Here is a 17,696-nt window from a genome sequence, read left to right on the forward strand (position 1 = left end):
ACGGGCGTGTCCTTGCTCACACCTCGCCCAGTGATACTCGCACGGAATGGGCCCGTCCGGGGCATCCGCCCCGGTGAGAACCCGCGCGGTCGACGCTCAGGCGCCGCGGACGTGGATCACGTCGCCCGCGGAGACGGCGTGCTCCGCACCGCTGGGCTCGCGCAGCACCAGCCGGCCGAGGTCGTCCACGTCGACCGCCTCGCCGACCACCTGCGTGTCGCCCGGCAGCAGCACCCGCACGTGCTTGCCGATGGTCGCGCACTGCGACAGGTAGGCCTCGCGCAGCCGCGTCGCCGTCGGGTCGCCGCCGTCCGCGCACCACTCCTCGTAGAGCTCGGACAGCGTGCGCAGCAGCTCGCGCAGCAGGATCTCCCGGTCCGTCACCGGCGCCTCGGCCAGCGCCAGCGAGCCGGCCGTCGGCACCGGCAGCTCGCTGTCGCGCAGCGACACGTTGACGCCGACGCCCGCGATCACCGCCCGTCCGTTGTCGGCCAACTCGGTGAGGATGCCGCCGAGCTTGCGCTCCTCCTTGCCGACGGTCACCAGCAGGTCGTTCGGCCACTTCAGCCGGACCCGGGTCTCCGCGGCCCGGCTGAGCGCGGTCGAGGCGGCGACGCCGACGAGCAGCGGGATCCAGCTCCAGTTGTCGCGCGGCACGCCCGCGTCACTCGGGCGGAGCAACGCGGACACGAAGATGCCGGACCGGGCCGGGGCGGACCAGGTGCGGTCCAGCCGGCCCTTGCCGTGCGTCTGTTCCTCGGCGATCAGGACCGCGCCCTGGGGGGTGCCCTTGGCGGCGAGCTCCGCCAGGTCACTGTTGGTCGAGCCGGTCTCGGCGACGACGTCGACGCTGTTCCACAGAGCGCCGAGCCGCCCGGGATCGCGGTTCAGCTGCGCGGCCCTAAGCGGCGGGCGGTCGAGGTCACTCCACGGGGATTCGCTCACGACACCTAGCGTATGACCCCTGTCACTCGCCATATCCGAGCCACGTCGTGGTGGCTAACCTACTGATCGGAAACCCCACCCGTTGGTACCGCGCGTATCCCTCAGAAGGAACGCCAGCGGTACTACCCCTCCTGACGGGAGCCGCCGACCCATGTCCTCCGCCGACCACGCCAATGCCGACGTGGACATCCACACCACCGCCGGCAAGATCGCCGACTTGCGCCGCCGTCTCGACGAGGCGGTCCACTCGGGCTCGGCGCGCGCCGTGGAGAAGCAGCACGCCAAGGGCAAGATGACGGCCCGTGAGCGGGTCCGCCAGCTGCTGGACGAGGACTCCTTCGTCGAGTTCGACGAGTTCGCCCGGCACCGCTCCACCAACTTCGGCCAGGAGAAGAACCGCCCCTACGGCGACGGCGTGGTGACCGGCTACGGCACCGTCGACGGCCGGCAGGTCGCGGTCTTCGCCCAGGACTTCACCGTCTTCGGCGGCTCGCTCGGCGAGGTCTTCGGCGAGAAGATCGTCAAGGTCATGGACTTCGCCCTGAAGACCGGCTGCCCGATGATCGGCATCAACGACTCCGGCGGCGCCCGCATCCAGGAGGGCGTGGCCTCCCTCGGCCTGTACGGCGAGATCTTCCGCCGCAACGTGCTGGCCTCCGGCGTGATCCCGCAGATCTCGCTGATCATGGGCCCCTGCGCGGGCGGCGCGGTCTACTCCCCGGCGATCACGGACTTCATCGTGATGGCCGACCAGACCTCGCACATGTTCATCACCGGCCCGGACGTCATCAAGACCGTCACCGGCGAGGACGTCGGCATGGAGGAGCTGGGCGGCGCCCGCGCGCACAACTCCAAGTCGGGTGTGGCGCACCACATGGCCGCGGACGAGAAGGAGGCCGTCGAGTACGTCAAGGCGCTCCTGTCCTACCTGCCCTCCAACAACCTGGAGGAGCCCCCGGCCTTCCCGGAGGAGGCGGACCTCGCCACCACCGCGGAGGACGAGGAGCTGGACGTCATCGTCCCGGACTCGGCCAACCAGCCGTACGACATGCACAAGGTCATCGAGCACGTGCTCGACGACGGCGAGTTCCTGGAGACGCAGTCCCTGTTCGCGCCGAACATCCTGACCGGCTTCGGCCGGGTCGAGGGTCACCCGGTCGGCGTCGTCGCCAACCAGCCGATGCAGTTCGCCGGCTGCCTGGACATCGGCGCCTCCGAGAAGGCCGCCCGCTTCGTGCGGACCTGCGACGCGTTCAACATCCCGGTGCTGACCTTCGTCGACGTCCCCGGCTTCCTGCCCGGCACCGGCCAGGAGTGGGACGGCATCATCCGCCGCGGCGCCAAGCTGATCTACGCCTACGCCGAGGCGACGGTCCCGCTGATCACCGTCATCACCCGCAAGGCCTTCGGCGGCGCCTACGACGTCATGGGCTCCAAGCACCTGGGCGCCGACCTCAACCTGGCCTGGCCGACCGCGCAGATCGCCGTCATGGGCGCGCAGGGCGCGGTCAACATCCTGCACCGCAGCGCGCTGGCCTCCGCCGAAGACCCCGAGGCCAAGCGGGCCGAGCTGATGCAGGACTACGAGGACACCCTGCTGAACCCGTACATCGCGGCCGAGCGCGGCTACATCGACGCCGTCATCCTGCCGTCCGAGACCCGCCAGCACGTGGTCAAGGGCCTGCGCGCGCTGCGCAACAAGCGCGAGTCCCTGCCGCCGAAGAAGCACGGCAACATCCCGCTGTAACCGCCCGTCGGCTTCGATCTGTAAGGAGCAGGCCTGATGGCCCCCATCCGCGTGCTGCACGGGCAGCCCAACCCCGAGGAGATCGCCGCCGTCCTGGCGGTGGTCTCGGCCCGGGCGGCAGCCGGCGCAGCTGCCGCCCCGGAGGCACCCGGCGCGAACGTCTGGCGTGACCGTTCGGCGCTGGTGCGCCGCATGCCCAGCCCCGGCCGCAACGCCTGGCGCACCTCGGCCTGGGCCGGTCGCTGACGCCCCGTCCGCCACCCTGCCGGGCCTTGTGCGGCGCAAGTTGAGTACCTGTACTCATGCGCCGCGCAAGGCCCTCGGCGCACAGTGAGTGCATGCTCTGGTCAGACCCAGCGGACGACACCCCGGCGGAGGTGGCACGCATCCGCGAACTGCTGCGGCGGGTTGGCATCCTCATCGCGCTGTGCGTGTCGCTGGCGATGGTCGTGGTCATGGCCTCGTGGTGAGGGCGGTCGAGCAGGCCGAGGGCCCCCTGCCGCGCGGGCACGCGCCACTAGTCTGAACCCCATGACCGACAAGCGCACCCTCGTCCTCGCCTCCGCCTCCCCCGCTCGCCTGGGTCTGCTGCGTCAGGCCGGCCTGGACCCGAAGGTCGTCGTCAGCGGCGTCGACGAGGACGCGCTCTCCGCGCCCACCCCGGCCGAACTGGCCCTGGTCCTCGCCGAGGCGAAGGCCGCGGCGGTGGCCGCGACGCTCACCGACGGCGAACTGGTCGTCGGCTGCGACTCCGTCCTGGAGCTGGACGGCGTCGCCCTCGGCAAGCCGACGGACGCCGCGGACGCCCGCGCCCGCTGGCAGTCCATGCGCGGCCGCAGTGGCGTCCTGCAGACGGGCCACTGCGTCATCGACACCCGCACCGGAGCGCGCACCTCGGCGACGGCCTCCACGACGGTCCACTTCGGCACCCCCGACGACGCGGAGATCGACGCCTACATCGCCACCGGCGAGCCGCTCCACGTCGCGGGGGCGTTCACCCTGGACGGCCGCTCGGCCCCGTTCGTCGACGGCATCGAGGGCGACCACGGCAATGTCATCGGCCTGTCGCTGCCCCTGCTGCGCCGCCTGCTGGCGGACGTGCACGTCGGCATCGTCGACCTCTGGGCCTAGTTCCCCGCGCGCCCGCCCGTGGTGCATGCTTCCTGTCGGACTCTCACTTTCCGTTCGGGGGCGGTGCCGTGAACAGCAGCGACATATGGAACATCGGGCTCGGCGTCACCTCCAGCGCCGTCAGCGCGCTCCTGGCGTGGCTGGTGCAGACGGGCCTGCGGCGGCGGCGCCTGGAGCGCAAGCGGGCGTTCTTCGGGCTGCACGGCGGCAGCGAGGCCCTGCTGGTCGTCCCCCGCAAGGCGGGGACGACCGACAACGACCGGGTCATCGCCCAGATGGACGCCTACGCGCTGATGGAGCTCTCCGCCCTCGTCTACGAGTGCGGCGGGCAGTACACCGTCCAGCCCGCGCACCAGATCCGGCAGGGCATCGGGGACCGCGCCGAGTTCTGCATCGCCGGCCCCTCCGTCAACGAGCGGACCGCCGCGCACCTGAAGCTGAAGTTCCCCGGCTTCTCCCACAAGACCATGGACTTCGTCATCGGCGGCGAGACCTACCTGCGCGAGCCCGGCGTGGCCGACCACGTCCTCATCGCGCGCGTCGCCGTCGGCTCGCAGGGACAGCCGACCTTCCTCATCTGCGGCCAGACCGCGGTCGCCAACCTCGCCGCGGTGCGTCACCTGCGCCACGCGTACCGTGAGTTGAGTCACAAGCACGGAACGGACAGCACCTTCGCGCTGCTCTACAAGGTGCTCCAACCGGACAACTACGGCCCCGACGTCATCGAGTTCGTGGCGGATGTCACGCGGCAGGCGCAACAGGCGCCGGCTCAGGCGTTGGCGCCTGCCCCTGCCGGGTGAAGTAGAGCAGCACCAGCAGCGTCAGCGTGAGCGCCAGCACCAGGAAGGTCCACACGCCCGACAGGGCCAGCATCAGCGCCGCCAGCACGCCGTGGAAGACGGCTGCCGCGATCAGCACGAAACGGGTCGGCCGCCCGAACGGCCGATCCTGCGCGCGTAGCGCGACGCGGACCAGCACACCCGCGACGACCAGCAGAAACGCCGCCTGCAGGCCCATTCCGACATAGGCGGCGTCGGCTATCGCCCGGTACGGGACGCCCGCGAACTGCATGTGCTGCCGGTTCGCCACCCCGCCCAGAATCAGGGCGGCGAGTACCGAGACGCCCGCCTCCAGGACCACCAGAACCGTCGCCGCGATCGCCGTCCATCTCCGCATGGCCGCACCTTACTGAGGAGTAGTCAACGGCGGAAGACCGCGCGCTCGAGCCCGCCGCAACCCGGACGGCGTACCGTGGAAACCACTGCTCACCCAGCGTGTGGGCAAGGTCACCACCGGGACGGACTCGTGGGTACACCTCGCGATTCCCTAGACTCTCCGGGGTTTCAAAGAAGGGAGCCAAGGTGCGCAAGGTGCTCATCGCCAACCGCGGAGAAATCGCCGTCCGCGTCGCCCGTGCCTGCCGCGATGCCGGGATCGCCAGCGTCGCCGTCTACGCCGAGCCGGACCGGGACGCGCTGCACGTCCGCGCTGCCGACGAGGCCTACGCGCTGGGTGGCGACACCCCCGCGACCAGCTACCTCGACATCGCGAAGGTACTCAAGGCCGCCGCCGACTCCGGCGCCGACGCCGTCCACCCGGGCTACGGCTTTCTCTCCGAGAACGCCGAGTTCGCCCAGGCCGTCCTGGACGCCGGCCTGATCTGGATCGGCCCGCCGCCGCAGGCCATCCGCGACCTCGGTGACAAGGTCACCGCCCGCCACGTCGCCCAGCGCGCCGGTGCGCCGCTGGTCGCCGGCACGCCGGACCCGGTCGCGGGCCCGGACGAGGTCGTCGCGTTCGCCCGCGAGCACGGCCTCCCGATCGCGATCAAGGCTGCCTTCGGCGGCGGCGGTCGCGGCCTCAAGGTCGCCCGCAACCTCGAAGAGATCCCCGAGCTGTACGAGTCGGCGGTCCGCGAGGCGGTCGCCGCCTTCGGCCGCGGCGAGTGCTTCGTCGAGCGCTACCTCGACAAGCCGCGTCACGTCGAGACCCAGTGCCTGGCCGACACCCACGGCAACGTCGTCGTCGTCTCCACCCGCGACTGCTCACTCCAGCGCCGCCACCAGAAGCTCGTCGAGGAGGCCCCCGCGCCGTTCCTCTCCGAGGCGCAGGTCGCGGAGCTGTACCGGGCGTCGAAGGCCATCCTGAAGGAGGCCCGCTACGTCGGCGCCGGAACCTGTGAGTTCCTGGTCGCCAACGACGGCACCATCTCCTTCCTGGAGGTGAACACCCGCCTCCAGGTCGAGCACCCGGTCTCCGAGGAGGTCACCGGCATCGACCTGGTCCGCGAGATGTTCCGCATCGCCGACGGCGAGGCACTCGGCTACGACGACCCGCCGCTGCGCGGTCACTCGTTCGAGTTCCGCATCAACGGCGAGGACCCGGGCCGCGGCTTCCTGCCGGCCCCCGGCACGGTCACCCTGTTCGCCCCGCCGTCCGGCCCCGGTGTCCGTCTGGACTCCGGCGTCGAGTCCGGCTCGGTGATCGGCCCGGCCTGGGACTCCCTGCTGGCCAAGCTGATCGTCACCGGCGCCACCCGCGAGCAGGCGCTGCAGCGCGCCGCCCGCGCGCTGGCCGAGTTCCAGGTCGAGGGCATGGCCACCGCCATCCCGTTCCACCGCGCGGTGGTCGTCGACCCGGCCTTCGCACCCGAGCTGACCGGCAGCGACGCCCCGTTCACGGTCTTCACCCGCTGGATCGAGACCGAGTTCGACAACACCATCCCGCCCTTCGCCGGTGCCGGCGCGGGCGAGGAGGAGGGCGAGGGCGGCCGCGAGACCGTCGTCGTCGAGGTCGGCGGCAAGCGCATCGAGGTCTCCCTCCCGGCCGGTCTGGGCGTCGCCTCGGCGGCCCCGGCCAAGGCCGCGGGCGGCAAGGCCAAGCGCCGCGCCGTCGCCGGCAAGGGCGGCTCCGGCGTCTCCGGTGACACCCTCGCCTCGCCGATGCAGGGCACCATCGTCAAGGTCGCCGTGGAGGAGGGCCAGACCGTCGCCGAGGGCGACCTGGTCGTCGTCCTGGAGGCCATGAAGATGGAGCAGCCGCTCAACGCCCACAAGGCGGGCACGATCGTCGGCATCACCGCCGAGGTCGGCGCCACCGTCACCTCCGGCGCGGTCATCTGCGAGATCAAGGACTGAGCTCGCTGAAGTCCCCGCACCACCTGCACGACAACAGGACGACGCCCGTCCCGGCCCTGCGCAACGCGCTCGGCCGGGCGGGCGTCGACCCGTATCTGCTGGCGATCCTCGGCACCGTCGGCCTCGCGGCGCTGTTCCCCGCGCGCGACGGGGCCGCACACGCGGTCTCGGTGGCCACCGAGGTGGCGATCGGCCTGCTGTTCTTCCTCTACGGCGCCCGGCTCTCGCCGAAGGCGGCCCTGGACGGAGCGAGGCAGTGGCGGCTGCACAGCACGATCCTGCTGGCCACCTTCGCGCTCTTCCCGCTGCTGGGCGTCGCGGCGCAGGCGCTGACCGCGCCCGTGCTGGGCCCCTCGCTGGCCAAGGGCGTGCTCTTCCTGACGCTGCTGCCGTCGACGGTGCAGTCGTCCATCGCCTTCACCTCGATCGCGGGCGGGAACGTCGCGGCGGCGGTCTGCGCGGCGTCGTTCTCCAGCCTGATCGGCATCGTGCTTACGCCGCTGCTCACCGCCTGGCTGATCGGCGGCAGCGCGCGGATCGACGCGGGGTCGGCGGTGAACCTGCTGCTGCAGCTGCTGGTGCCGTTCCTGGCCGGGCAACTCGCCCGGCGCTGGATCGCCGGGTGGATATCCCGGCACAGGCCGGCGCTGACGCTGGTGGACCGCGGATCGATCCTGCTGGTCGTCTACGGCGCGTTCTCCGAGGGCATGGTGAACGGCGTCTGGAGCACGCTGACCCCGGCACGGCTGGGACTGCTGCTGGGCAGCTGCGGGGCGCTGCTCCTGGCTGTCCTCGGGATCACCGCACTGGCGGGAAGGCGGTTGGGCTTCTCCAGGCCCGACCGGATCGTGCTGATCTTCTGCGGCAGCAAGAAGAGCCTGGCCGGCGGGCTGCCCATGGCCGCGGTTCTCTTCCCGGCATCATCGGTGAGCCTGACCGTGCTGCCGCTGATGCTCTTCCACCAGATCCAACTGATGGCCTGCACCGTTGTCGCCAGACGGATGGGGGCACTCCCCCAGGGGCGCGAGGCGGTGGCGGATACGGCTCCGCCGCGCGGGCGCGACAAGCCACCCACGAGCTGAACCTCCGAACGCGCGGGGCCATCCGCACGCCGGTGGTTTCTCGCGTCCACGCAGGGGGCACCTCCCGGCCGAAGGCTGGGGGAGGAGCCGCATGTCGGCGGAGCCCCGCGCCCCTGGAGGTGCGACTCACCGTCGTCCCGAAGCCACCGGGACGGGGCCGCGGCGCTGGCCCGGGAAGGTGGCCGGGCGGCGCGGAGCGTCCTGTGGGGATGACGCCGGAAAGTTCGCCGGAGGCGTCAGCGCGGCGACGTGGATCTGCACGCCCTGGTCCGCGAGAGCGTCGAGCTCGCGAGCCGCGGGTTCGATCAGCGTCGACTTCTCGTCGGTGACGAGGTGCGTGATCGCCTCGCTGGAGACCGTCTGGAACATCGTGTCGTTGCCCAGCTTGCCGTGGTCCGCCAGGACCACGACCTCCGCCGCGGCGTTGACCAGCGCGCGGTCCACGGACGCGCTCAGCATGTTCGTCGTGGACAGGCCCCGCTCCGCGCTCAGCCCGCTGCCGGAGATGAACGCGCGGGTGACCCGCAGGCCCTGCAGGGACTGTTCCGCCCCGCTGCCCACCAGGGCGTAGTTGGACCCGCGCAGCGTCCCCCCGGTCATCACCACCTCTACGCGGTTCGCGTGAGCGAGCGCCTGGGCGACGAGGAGGGAGTTGGTCACGACGGTGAGGCCAGGGAGTCTGGCCAGACGGCGGGCCAGCTCCTGGGTGGTCGTGCCGGCGCCGACGACGATGGCGTCGCCCTCGGCGACCATCGTGGCGGCGAGGTCGGCGATGACGCCCTTCTCGGCGGCGGCGAGGTGGGTCTTCTGGGGGTATCCGGGTTCCCGCGAGAAACCGCCGGGGAGCACCGCGCCCCCGTGCCGGCGGTCGAGCAGGCCCTCGGCCTCCAGGGCGCGTACGTCTCGGCGTACGGTCACCTCGGAGGTCTGGACGACGCGTGCGAGCTCACGGAGCGATACCGCTCCGTTGGCGCGCACCATTTCGAGGATCAACTGGCGACGTTCTGCTGCGAACACGAAACAGACGGTAACGTGCATGACCGTTAGCTTTCAGGCGATTGCGCCTACTTGCCCAAAACGCCCGCAGTGGACCGGCGCACAGCACTACACTGTGCGCCGCTCAATGCCGGAAACGCGCTCCCCGAACGCGCCGTCAGCTCTCCTCCGCGCGCTTGCGCACATGCAGTTGGCGCGCGGCCTCGGCGATCGACCCCGTCACCGACGGGTAGACGGTGAAGGCGTTGGCGATCTGCTCGACCGTCAGGTTGAGGTCCACGGCCAGTGAGATCGGGTGGATCAGCTCGCTCGCCTTCGGCGCGACGACCACGCCGCCGACCACGATGCCCGTACCGGGTCGGCAGTAGAGCTTCACGAAGCCGTCGCGGATGCCCTGCATCTTGGCGCGCGCGTTGCTGCGCAGCGGCAGCTTGACGCAGACGGCGTCCATCTTCCCGCACTCGACGTCCGCGGCGCTGTAGCCGACGGTGGCGATCTCCGGGTCGGTGAAGACGTTGGACGAGACCGTCTTCAGGTTCAGCGGCGCGACCGCGTCGCCGAGCGCGTGGTACATCGCGATGCGGCCCTGCATGGCCGCGACGGAGGCCAGCGGCAGCACGCCGGTGACGTCGCCAGCGGCGTAGACGCCCGGCGCGGAGGTGCGGGAGACCCGGTCGACCTTGATGTGACCGGAGTCGGAGGTCTTCACCCCGGCGACCTCCAGGCCCAGGCCCTCGGAGTTCGGGATCGAGCCGACGGCCATCAGGCAGTGCGAGCCGGTGATGACCCGGCCGTCGGCGAGGGTGACCTCGACCTTGTCGCCGACCCGGCGCGCGGCCTCGGCACGGGAGCGGCCCATGACGTTCATGCCGCGGCGGCGGAAGACGTCCTCCAGGACGGTCGCGGCGTCCGGGTCCTCGCCGGGCAGCACACGGTCGCGGGAGGAGACCAGGGTGACCTTGGAGCCGAGCGCCTGGTAGGCGCCGGCGAACTCGGCGCCGGTGACGCCGGAGCCGACCACGATGAGCTCCTCGGGGAGCTCCTCCAGGTTGTAGACCTGGGTCCAGGTGAGGATCCGCTCGCCGTCCGGCTCGGCGTCCGGCAGCTCGCGCGGGTGGGTGCCGGTGGCCAGCAGCACGACGTCGGCACGCAGCTCCTGCGTCTCGCCGTCGGCGGCCTCGACGATGACGGCCCGCGAGCCGTCCAGCGCCTGCCCGCCCTCCAGGCGGCCGCTCCCGCGCACCACGGTGACTCCGGCGCGGGTGACCGACTGGGTGATGTCGTGCGACTGGGCGACGGCGAGCCGCTTGACGCGTCGGTTGACCTTGCCGAGGTCGACCCCGATGAAACGGCCTCCGGCCGCTTCCGCGCCGTCCGCGACGACGATGCCGAGCTCCTCGTAGGAGCTGTCGAAGGTGGTCATCACCTCGGCCGTCGCGATCAGCGTCTTCGAGGGGACGCAGTCGGTGAGCACGGCCGCGCCGCCGAGGCCGTCGCGGTCGACGATGGTCACCTCCGCGCCGAGTTGTGCGGCGACCAGCGCCGCCTCATAGCCACCAGGTCCGCCACCGATGATCACAATCCGAGTCACGTGCCCCATTGTCCCGCACATTCGGTCGGACCTTGCACCGGCCCGTACCCTAGGACCCATGACGCTCTACGCCGCGTATGCCAGCAACCTCGACGCGCGGCAGATGAGCCGTCGCGCCCCCCACTCGCCGCAGCGCGGCACGGGCTGGATGGACGGCTGGCGGCTCACCTTCGGCGGCGAGCAGTTCGGCTGGGAGGGCTCGATCGCGACGGTCGTCGAGGACGAGAAGGACCAGGTCTTCGTCGCCCTGTACGACATCGCCCCCATGGACGAGCAGGGCCTGGACCGGTGGGAGGGCGTCCCGCTCGGCTTCTACCGCAAGCTCCGCGTGCGCGTGCACACCCTCGACGGGGACGTCACGGCGTGGACGTACATCCTGAACGACTACGAGGGCGGCCTCCCCTCCGCCCGCTACCTCGGCATCATCGCCGACGCGGCGGAGTCCGCGGGCGCGCCCCACGACTACGTCATGGAGCTGCGCAAGCGTCCCTGCTGAGGCGCGCAGCGCCTTCAGGTGCCTCGCGCAGCCTCGTCTCGCAGATCCGGAAGCCCGCCGCGAGCGAAGACCGGCCGCCCTGTTACTTCGCGGCCGCGCAGTCGTACAGGGTCGTCGTGCCCTGGCCCTGCTCGCCGTAGGCCGTCGGCGGGACGATCCGGCAGTGCGCGGCGGCCCAGCGGCTCCCGTCGGTCTCGGGGCGGTTGGCGATCAGGAGGGCGTACCGGACCTGACCGGCCGCCACGTCGGCGGCCAGCGCCGGCGCGGTCGGGAACGGGGTGTTGCCGGTGAAGCCGCCCATCACCAGGACCGGTGCGTCGCTGCCGCGCAGCAGCGGCTCGGCGGGCTCCGCGCTCTGCGTGGCCACCAGGTAGCGCGTGGAACCGCGATGGGCCAGCAGGTAGTCGAGCAGGTGCGCGTACCGGCCGGCCTTGGCCGTGAAGGCGACCGGCGCGGTGGCGCGGTTGTGCTTGGCGGCCAGGTAGCCGGTACCGACCGGGCCCGCCATCGGGGAGGTGGCGCTGCCCGCGAACTGCGGCGAGAACACCGAGACCGACCACATCAGCGGGCTCAGCACAGCGGCGGCGAGCGCGAGCCAGACGCCCCAGCCGCGCCCCTGCGCCAGCGCGCCGAGGCCGGCCAGGCCGAACGCTCCGACGAACACCACCAGCCAGCGGTGGAAGGTCGAGTAGTGGCCGTCCACGACGACCGCCCACAGCACGGTGGCCGTGACCGCACCCAGCAGCGGGTAGCGCTCACGCTGGGTCTGCGCGGCGCGGAACTCCGCCCAGGCGGTCACCGCCCCGGCGCCCGCGAGGGCGGCGAAGGCGGGGGCGAGCACGATCGTGTAGTAGGCGTGGATGCCCGAAGAGACCGCGAAGACCGCGTAGTTGACCAGGGCCCAGCCGCCCCACAGCAGGTAGCCGGCCCGCAGCGGGTCCGTGCGGTCCTGGCCGCGCCGCGCCAGCAGCCCGAGCACCAGCGCCAGCAGGGCGGCCGGCAGGAACCAGCTGATCTGCGGTGCGGCGCTGTGGCTGGTCAGCGCGGTGAGCCCGGCGCCGCCGGACGGCCTGGACGCGGCCGTGCCCGCGACGGAGCCGAGGCCGGAGCCGTCGCCGCCGCCGAAGCGGCTGAGGCCGTTGTAGCCGAAGACCAGCGCGAAGGGGTTGTTGCCGGTGGTGCCGTCGACGTACGGGCGGTCGGCGGCGGGGGTGACCCAGACCCAGAGCACCCACAGGCACGAGGAGAGCAGCGCGGCCACCCCGGCCGTCAGCGCGTGCCCGACGCGCCGCTTGAGGGGGCCGGGCGCCGCGTAGAGGTAGACCGCGCCGAAGACCGGGACCAGCACCCAGGCCTGCAGCATCTTCGCCTGGAAGGCGAGGCCGACCCAGAGCGCGCAGACCACCAGCGGCCCCAACCGGCCGGTGCGGCAGGCCTTCAGGGCGGCGCCGGCGGCGAGCACCAGCAGCAGGGTCAGCAGGGTGTCGGCGATGTCGCGCCGGTCCAGCGCGGCAGCGATCGGCGTCACCAGCATCGCGAGCGAGGCGAGCAACCCGGCCACCGGCCCGGCCCAGCTCTTCACGATCCGGAACAGCGCCCAGACCGTCGCCATGCCCTCGAGCGCCTGGGGCAGTGCCACCGCCCAGACGTGCAGTCCGAAGAGACGCACCGACAGCGCCTGCGGCCACAGCGCACCCGGCAGCTTGTCGACGGTGATGGTGCCGGCCGAGTCGAGCGAGCCGTAGAAGAACGCGTGCCAGCTCGCGGCCATGCCGCGCACGGCCGCCGTGTAGTACGGGTGCAGTGAGGCGCCGTCGAGGCCCCAGCCGTAGAGCCAGGCCGCGGTCAGCAGCACCGCCGCGAGGCCGACCTGCACGGACAGCGGCGTGGGTTCCGCGGCCCGTCGTCGGCGGCGGCCTCCACGTGGGCGGATGGTCGTGTCGCTGCCCGGCAGGACGGCACTGGCCATACGGGAACCTCTCAGGGAACAGTGGGAGGGTTGCAGCCTAAGTGTTCTACTGTGACGCCCTGGAATTGGGTAAGAAACATGTCCTTACCGTGACCTCTATGTGATTATCCGTTCCTTAGGCTCCTCGGAACCGTCCACGAGAGGACCCTCCCTGTCCACCCACGCCCCGCGGCGTCACCGCCACCGGACGCGGCTGCGCGCGGACATGCCCCTGCTCGGGGGCGTCCGGCCGCCCGTCGCGGCGCTTCTGTGCGCTCTCCTGGCGGTCGCGGCGATCACCGTGCTGGCTCTCGGTCGCAACGTCGCCATCGACGTGGCCCCCGCCGTGCTCACCTCCCAGCAGCACATGGCCGAGGACTCGGCGAGCGCGCTGCGCGGCTCCGTGGACCGGGACCTCGACACGCTGCGTCACCAGGCCGCCGAGCTGACCGCCGTCACCGCCTCGGCCGCCGTCCAGCCCACGGACGAACAACTCCTGGCCGATCTCCAGGCGCTGGGTCACTCCTGGCGCGGTGCGGTCGTCGCCGACCGCACCAGCGGGCAGCCGCTGGCCGTCAGTGGCGAGCAGGTGCCGACCGCTGCGCTGCGGGCCGCCGTGAAGGCGGCCTCCGCGACCAACGCCGACGGCACCAGGAACGCCCCGCGCCCCACCCTGGTCACCCTGCCGAGCGGCGAGACCCGGCTCTCCTTCTGGGCCACCGTCAACAGCCGGCTCCTGGTGACCACCGACGTGCTGGGCCTGACCGCACCCGGCGGCGACACCAGCCGGGGCCTGCTGGTGGTCGACGGCCATGGACACACCGTCGCCTCCCTGGGCCCGGGCCTGGTCGGCACCCAGGACCGGCGCGTCCCCGCCTCGTCCGCGCGCGCCTCGGCGCAGCTCGGCGGCGGCGTCGGCCAGACGCGCAACTCCGGCTACCTGCTGGGTGACCTGCACAGCGGCAAGCGGACCGTCGTCGGCTGGGCCGACCTCGTGCCCGCAAGCGACACCGCCGTGCACCCCCTGGGGCTGATCGTCGTGGTCACCACGGCCACGCCGCAGGCCCCGGACGTCACCGGCAACTCGCTGCTGGCGCTCTCCGCCGCCGCCGGACTGCTCGTCGCCACGCTGGTGGTGACCCTGCTCCTGGTGACCCGGCTCCAGCGCCCGCTGCTCCAACTGCACCTCGGCGCCGCCCGGATCGCCCGGGGCGACCTCTCGCGTCCCGCACCGCAGCCCCGGCCCGGCGAGACCGCCCGGATCGGCCACGCCCTGGAGGCGTTGCGCCGCCAGCTCCTCGGGGAGCCGGCGCAGGAGTTCCGTCCGCTGCGCCGTGCCTTCGGTGCCCGCGGCCTCGTGATCACCTGCGGCATCGTGCTCGCGGCCTGGGCCGTGCCGCTGCTGGTGATCTTCACCCAGCCGGTCAGCGCCTCCGCCGTCCCGCAGCAGCTCGTCGCCGACCAGCAGACCCGCACGACCGCCGCGGCCGCGCGGGTGCAGCAGACCCTGAGCGAGGGCGTCGAGGACGTCACCGCGATGGCCTCCCTCCTCGACGGCGCGGCCACGCCGGAGCGCGCGAGCAACGTGCTGAACGCCGCGCTCGACCAGCACAGCCGCTACCAGTCGCTCTACGTCCTGGACCGCAACGGATCCGTGCTGACCACCGTGGGCGGTGCCCCGCGCGAGGCCCTGCACGAGCTGACCGGCACGGGCGGGCTGGTGCAGGCGAACACCGCCGGCCGGATCCCGGTGCTGGCCGTCTGGGCGCCGATCCCGGCGGCCAAGCCGGCCGTGCCCGGCCAGAGGGCGATCGACCTCGGCGGCTACACGCCCGTCGCGGTGGTCGCCGAGTTCGACATCGCCGCCCTGAACACCGCCCTGAGCCAGCCCGGCATGGGCAGCGTCTGGCTGGTCGACTCGCGGCAGAAGGTCATGGCCTCCGGCAGCGGCTTCCGCGCCTACGAGAACCTGCCCACGGCCTCGCTGACCCGGCTCGCCCAGGACGCCTCGGCCGCACCGCTGTCGCGACTGCTGCCCGTCAGCGGCGACCAGCTGCTGGCGGCGGCCGCGCCACTGGGCGCGGTCACGGGCAGCGAGACCTCCGAGAACTGGCAGATCGTCAGCTCGCAGAACGCCTCCTGGCTGGACCTCGGCGCCTACCGCACCCAGCGGCTCACCCTGCTGGCGGGCCTGCTCGGCCTGACCGCGGTGGCGGGCTGCCTGGGCTGGCTGCACATCGTCGTCGTGCGGCCGCTGCGCGTGCTGGCCGAGACCGCCGAACGGCTCGCCGCCGGCGACCGTCGCACCGTCCGCTACCCCGTCCACCACGACGAGGTCGGCTCGGTCACCCGCAGCCTCGAACTGATCCGCCAGCAGCTCAGCGCGGGCCCGAAGCGGCAGGGCGGACGCCCCGGCGACCGCCCGTCCGCCCGGGTCTGACGGAACGGAAGGAAGACCCGTGCTGTTCCTCTACTGCGTCCTGCTGCTGTGCTGCCTCGGTCTGCTCGTCGCCGGCATGGTCGAGCAGCGGCGCCACGAGTCCTCACTCGACCAGATACCGGTGCGGGTGCTGGTCAACGGCATCCGCGGCAAGAGCTCCATCACCCGGCTGTGCGCGGGCGCGCTGCGCGGCGGCGGCCTGACCACCGTCGCCAAGACCACTGGCACCGCCGCGCGGTTCATCCACCCGGACGCCACCGAGGAGCCCGTCTACCGCAAGTTCGGGCTGGCGAACGTCGTCGAGCAGATCGGCATCGTCCGCCGCGCCGCGACCTACCGGCCCGACGCCCTGGTCATCGAGTGCATGGCCGTCATGCCGGCGCTGCAGGAGATCAACCAGGAGAAGCTGATCCGCTCCACCATCGGCGTGCTGTGCAACGTCCGCGAGGACCACCTCGCCGAGATGGGCCCGACCCTGGACGACGTGGCCCGCTCGCTGTCGCGCTCGATGCCCGTCGGCGGCGTCTGCGTGACCGCCGAGAAGGACCGCCTGCACATCCTCCAGGAGGAGGCCGACAAGCGGAACTGCCGCCTCGTCGCCGTCGACCCGGAGACCGTGAGCGACGCCGAGCTGCGCGGCTTCTCCTGGTTCACCTTCAAGGAGAACGTCGCCATCGCCCTGGCCGTGGCCGATCTGCTGGGCGTGGAGCGGGAGACGGCACTGCGCGGCATGTGGGAGGCGCCCCCGGACCCGGGCGTGCTCTCCGTCGAGCGCTACCGCACCCCGCAAGGCGGCAGGCTGCGCTTCGCCAACGTCTTCGCGGCCAACGACCCCGAGTCGACGCTGATGAACGTCCGCCAGCTGCTGGACCTGGGTGCGATCCAGCGGCCGCTCTCCGTCGTGATCAACTGCCGCCCGGACCGGGTGGAGCGCAACGGCCAGATGGGCGCGATCATCCCCGAGCTCGCCCCCGAGCTGGTCTTCCTGATCGGTCACCCGACCAAGAGCGCGGCCGACGCCATCCCGGCCTCCTTCCGCGGCCGCGTCGTCGACCTCGGCGGCGACAAGCGCGACGCCGGCCTGCTCACCGAGAGCCTGCTGGCGGAGCTGCCGCCGCAGGCCTCGCTGGTGGCTATCGGCAACATCCACGGCCAGGGCGAGCTCTTCCTGGAGCACCTCGCCGAGCTCGAACCGGACGAGGAGCCCGGAACGTCGGCGGAGCAGGCGCTCGGCGGACGCGCAGCCGGCGAGCAGGCGCTCGGCGGGCACACCTCCACCGACCACACGTACACCGGCCGGCCGTACGGCGAGCAGGCGTACGTCGCTGAGGGCATGGGCGAGGGCGCCCGCGGCGTGCCGGCCTACGAAGCGGCCGCCTACGAGGAGCCCCCGTTCGACGAGGGCGTCTACGTCGCCCCCTCCCACGCCGTGCAGGCCCACCTCGCGCAGGCGTACGGCGGGGGTGCGGAACCGGCGCACGGCGAGAACGAGTACGGTCATCCGCTGGACGCACCGGACCGCTTCGACGGGTTCGACGCCCCGGCCACCGCCGACGGCTCGACCACGCTCACCCTGCGGGTGCCCCGCTTCCCCCGGCCGACCCCGCCCAGTCCCGACCCCGACGCCGACTACGACCGCACGAGGTACCCCCTGTGATCCCCGCCGCGCTCACCCCGCAGATCGCCGCGCTCGGCATCGCCCTGGGGCTGGTCTTCTCACTGATCTGCTACCTGACCACCAACCTCTCACCCGGTGGCATGATCACCCCGGGCTGGCTGGCACTCACCCTGGTCACCGACATCCAGCGCGCGGGTCTGGTGCTGGCGGTCACCGTGCTGACCTATCTGGCCACCAAGGCGCTCCAGCGTCTGGTGATCCTCTACGGCAAGCGGCTGTTCGCGGCGGTCGTGCTGAGCGCGGTGCTCATCCAGATGACCGTCGTCATCGTGCTGCAACAGCAGTTCCCGCTGCTCTACAGCAGCCAGACGCTCGGCTTCATCGTCCCCGGCCTGATCGCCTATCAGCTGATCCGGCAGCCGAAGGCCGCCACCGCCATCGCGACCGGCGCCGTTACCCTCGGCACCTATGTCGTCCTGGCCGCCGGGCTGCTGCTCGGCGCTCTCCCCACCGCCTGACCACCCTCCCACCGCCGGGCCCCACGGCACCAGCCCGTGGCGCCGAC

General features: G+C 72.2%; 16 protein-coding genes. 11 read left to right on the forward strand and 5 right to left on the reverse strand.

Annotated elements, in window-relative coordinates; all coding sequences use genetic code 11:
* Positions 1-96: 96 nt before the first annotated feature.
* Entirely contained in the window at positions 97-978 is an 882-nt protein-coding gene (locus ABH931_RS29635; RefSeq protein WP_370119847.1) for a biotin--[acetyl-CoA-carboxylase] ligase, read from the reverse strand.
* 118 nt (positions 979-1,096) lie between these two features.
* Here ABH931_RS29635 and ABH931_RS29640 point away from each other — a divergent pair, with 118 nt between their 5' ends.
* From ABH931_RS29640 to ABH931_RS29660, 5 genes are all read left to right on the forward strand, one after another.
* Entirely contained in the window at positions 1,097-2,692 is a 1,596-nt protein-coding gene (locus ABH931_RS29640; RefSeq protein ID WP_370119850.1) for an acyl-CoA carboxylase subunit beta, read from the forward strand.
* A gap of 36 nt (positions 2,693-2,728) precedes the next feature.
* Positions 2,729-2,938: an acyl-CoA carboxylase epsilon subunit gene (locus ABH931_RS29645; RefSeq protein WP_370119854.1), complete on the forward strand. Its 210-nt coding sequence runs from the start codon at positions 2,729-2,731 to the stop codon at positions 2,936-2,938.
* A 92-nt stretch (positions 2,939-3,030) separates the two neighbouring features.
* On the forward strand, positions 3,031-3,162 hold the full coding sequence (mmpB, locus tag ABH931_RS29650) for a morphogenic membrane protein MmpB (RefSeq protein WP_370119857.1): 132 nt from the start codon (positions 3,031-3,033) through the stop codon (positions 3,160-3,162).
* A 61-nt stretch (positions 3,163-3,223) separates the two neighbouring features.
* Positions 3,224-3,823, forward strand: coding sequence for a nucleoside triphosphate pyrophosphatase (locus tag ABH931_RS29655; protein WP_370119860.1), 600 nt, complete (start codon positions 3,224-3,226; stop codon positions 3,821-3,823).
* A 68-nt stretch (positions 3,824-3,891) separates the two neighbouring features.
* Positions 3,892-4,623, forward strand: coding sequence for a hypothetical protein (locus tag ABH931_RS29660; protein WP_370119863.1), 732 nt, complete (start codon positions 3,892-3,894; stop codon positions 4,621-4,623).
* On the opposite strand, the gene ABH931_RS29665 is transcribed toward ABH931_RS29660, so the two are convergent.
* Positions 4,565-4,999, reverse strand: coding sequence for a hypothetical protein (locus tag ABH931_RS29665; protein WP_370119866.1), 435 nt, complete (start codon positions 4,997-4,999; stop codon positions 4,565-4,567). The two genes, ABH931_RS29660 and ABH931_RS29665, sit on opposite strands and share 59 nt — an antisense overlap.
* A gap of 185 nt (positions 5,000-5,184) precedes the next feature.
* Between ABH931_RS29665 and ABH931_RS29670 the strand changes: the two genes are divergently transcribed.
* The gene (locus ABH931_RS29670; protein ID WP_370119868.1) at positions 5,185-6,960 is read left to right on the forward strand and encodes a biotin carboxylase N-terminal domain-containing protein; all 1,776 of its coding nucleotides are present in this window, start codon (positions 5,185-5,187) and stop codon (positions 6,958-6,960) included.
* Positions 6,961-7,016: 56 nt separating this feature from the next.
* Positions 7,017-8,042 (forward strand): bile acid:sodium symporter family protein, encoded by a 1,026-nt coding sequence (locus ABH931_RS29675; RefSeq protein WP_370120064.1) that lies wholly within the window; start codon positions 7,017-7,019, stop codon positions 8,040-8,042.
* A gap of 126 nt (positions 8,043-8,168) precedes the next feature.
* On the opposite strand, the gene ABH931_RS29680 is transcribed toward ABH931_RS29675, so the two are convergent.
* Both ABH931_RS29680 and ABH931_RS29685 read right to left on the reverse strand, forming a co-directional pair.
* Positions 8,169-9,023 carry a DeoR/GlpR family DNA-binding transcription regulator gene (locus ABH931_RS29680; RefSeq protein WP_370120067.1) on the reverse strand — a complete coding sequence of 285 codons (855 nt, stop codon included), beginning with the start codon at positions 9,021-9,023 and terminating at the stop codon, positions 8,169-8,171.
* Between the two features lie 172 nt (positions 9,024-9,195).
* On the reverse strand, positions 9,196-10,638 hold the full coding sequence (locus tag ABH931_RS29685) for an NAD(P)H-quinone dehydrogenase (RefSeq protein ID WP_370119870.1): 1,443 nt from the start codon (positions 10,636-10,638) through the stop codon (positions 9,196-9,198).
* 49 nt (positions 10,639-10,687) lie between these two features.
* On the opposite strand from ABH931_RS29685, the gene ABH931_RS29690 reads away from it, so the two are divergent.
* Positions 10,688-11,125: a gamma-glutamylcyclotransferase gene (locus ABH931_RS29690; RefSeq protein WP_370119873.1), complete on the forward strand. Its 438-nt coding sequence runs from the start codon at positions 10,688-10,690 to the stop codon at positions 11,123-11,125.
* Positions 11,126-11,207: 82 nt separating this feature from the next.
* On the opposite strand, the gene ABH931_RS29695 is transcribed toward ABH931_RS29690, so the two are convergent.
* Positions 11,208-13,094, reverse strand: coding sequence for an ArnT family glycosyltransferase (locus ABH931_RS29695; protein WP_370119876.1), 1,887 nt, complete (start codon positions 13,092-13,094; stop codon positions 11,208-11,210).
* Between the two features lie 205 nt (positions 13,095-13,299).
* Here ABH931_RS29695 and ABH931_RS29700 point away from each other — a divergent pair, with 205 nt between their 5' ends.
* From ABH931_RS29700 to ABH931_RS29710, 3 genes are read left to right on the forward strand one after another with little or no spacing between them, the layout of a single operon-like run.
* Positions 13,300-15,513, forward strand: coding sequence for a HAMP domain-containing protein (locus ABH931_RS29700; RefSeq protein WP_370119879.1), 2,214 nt, complete (start codon positions 13,300-13,302; stop codon positions 15,511-15,513).
* A 19-nt stretch (positions 15,514-15,532) separates the two neighbouring features.
* Entirely contained in the window at positions 15,533-17,170 is a 1,638-nt protein-coding gene (gene pgsB, locus ABH931_RS29705) for a poly-gamma-glutamate synthase PgsB (RefSeq protein WP_370119882.1), read from the forward strand.
* On the forward strand, positions 17,167-17,649 hold the full coding sequence (locus ABH931_RS29710; RefSeq protein WP_370119885.1) for a poly-gamma-glutamate biosynthesis protein PgsC/CapC: 483 nt from the start codon (positions 17,167-17,169) through the stop codon (positions 17,647-17,649). Before pgsB ends, ABH931_RS29710 begins: the two co-directional genes overlap by 4 nt.
* The last annotated feature ends 47 nt before the right edge of the window (positions 17,650-17,696 follow it).

It is taken from the genome of Streptacidiphilus sp. MAP12-33, from assembly GCF_041261265.1.
Lineage (GTDB): Bacteria > Actinomycetota > Actinomycetes > Streptomycetales > Streptomycetaceae > Streptacidiphilus.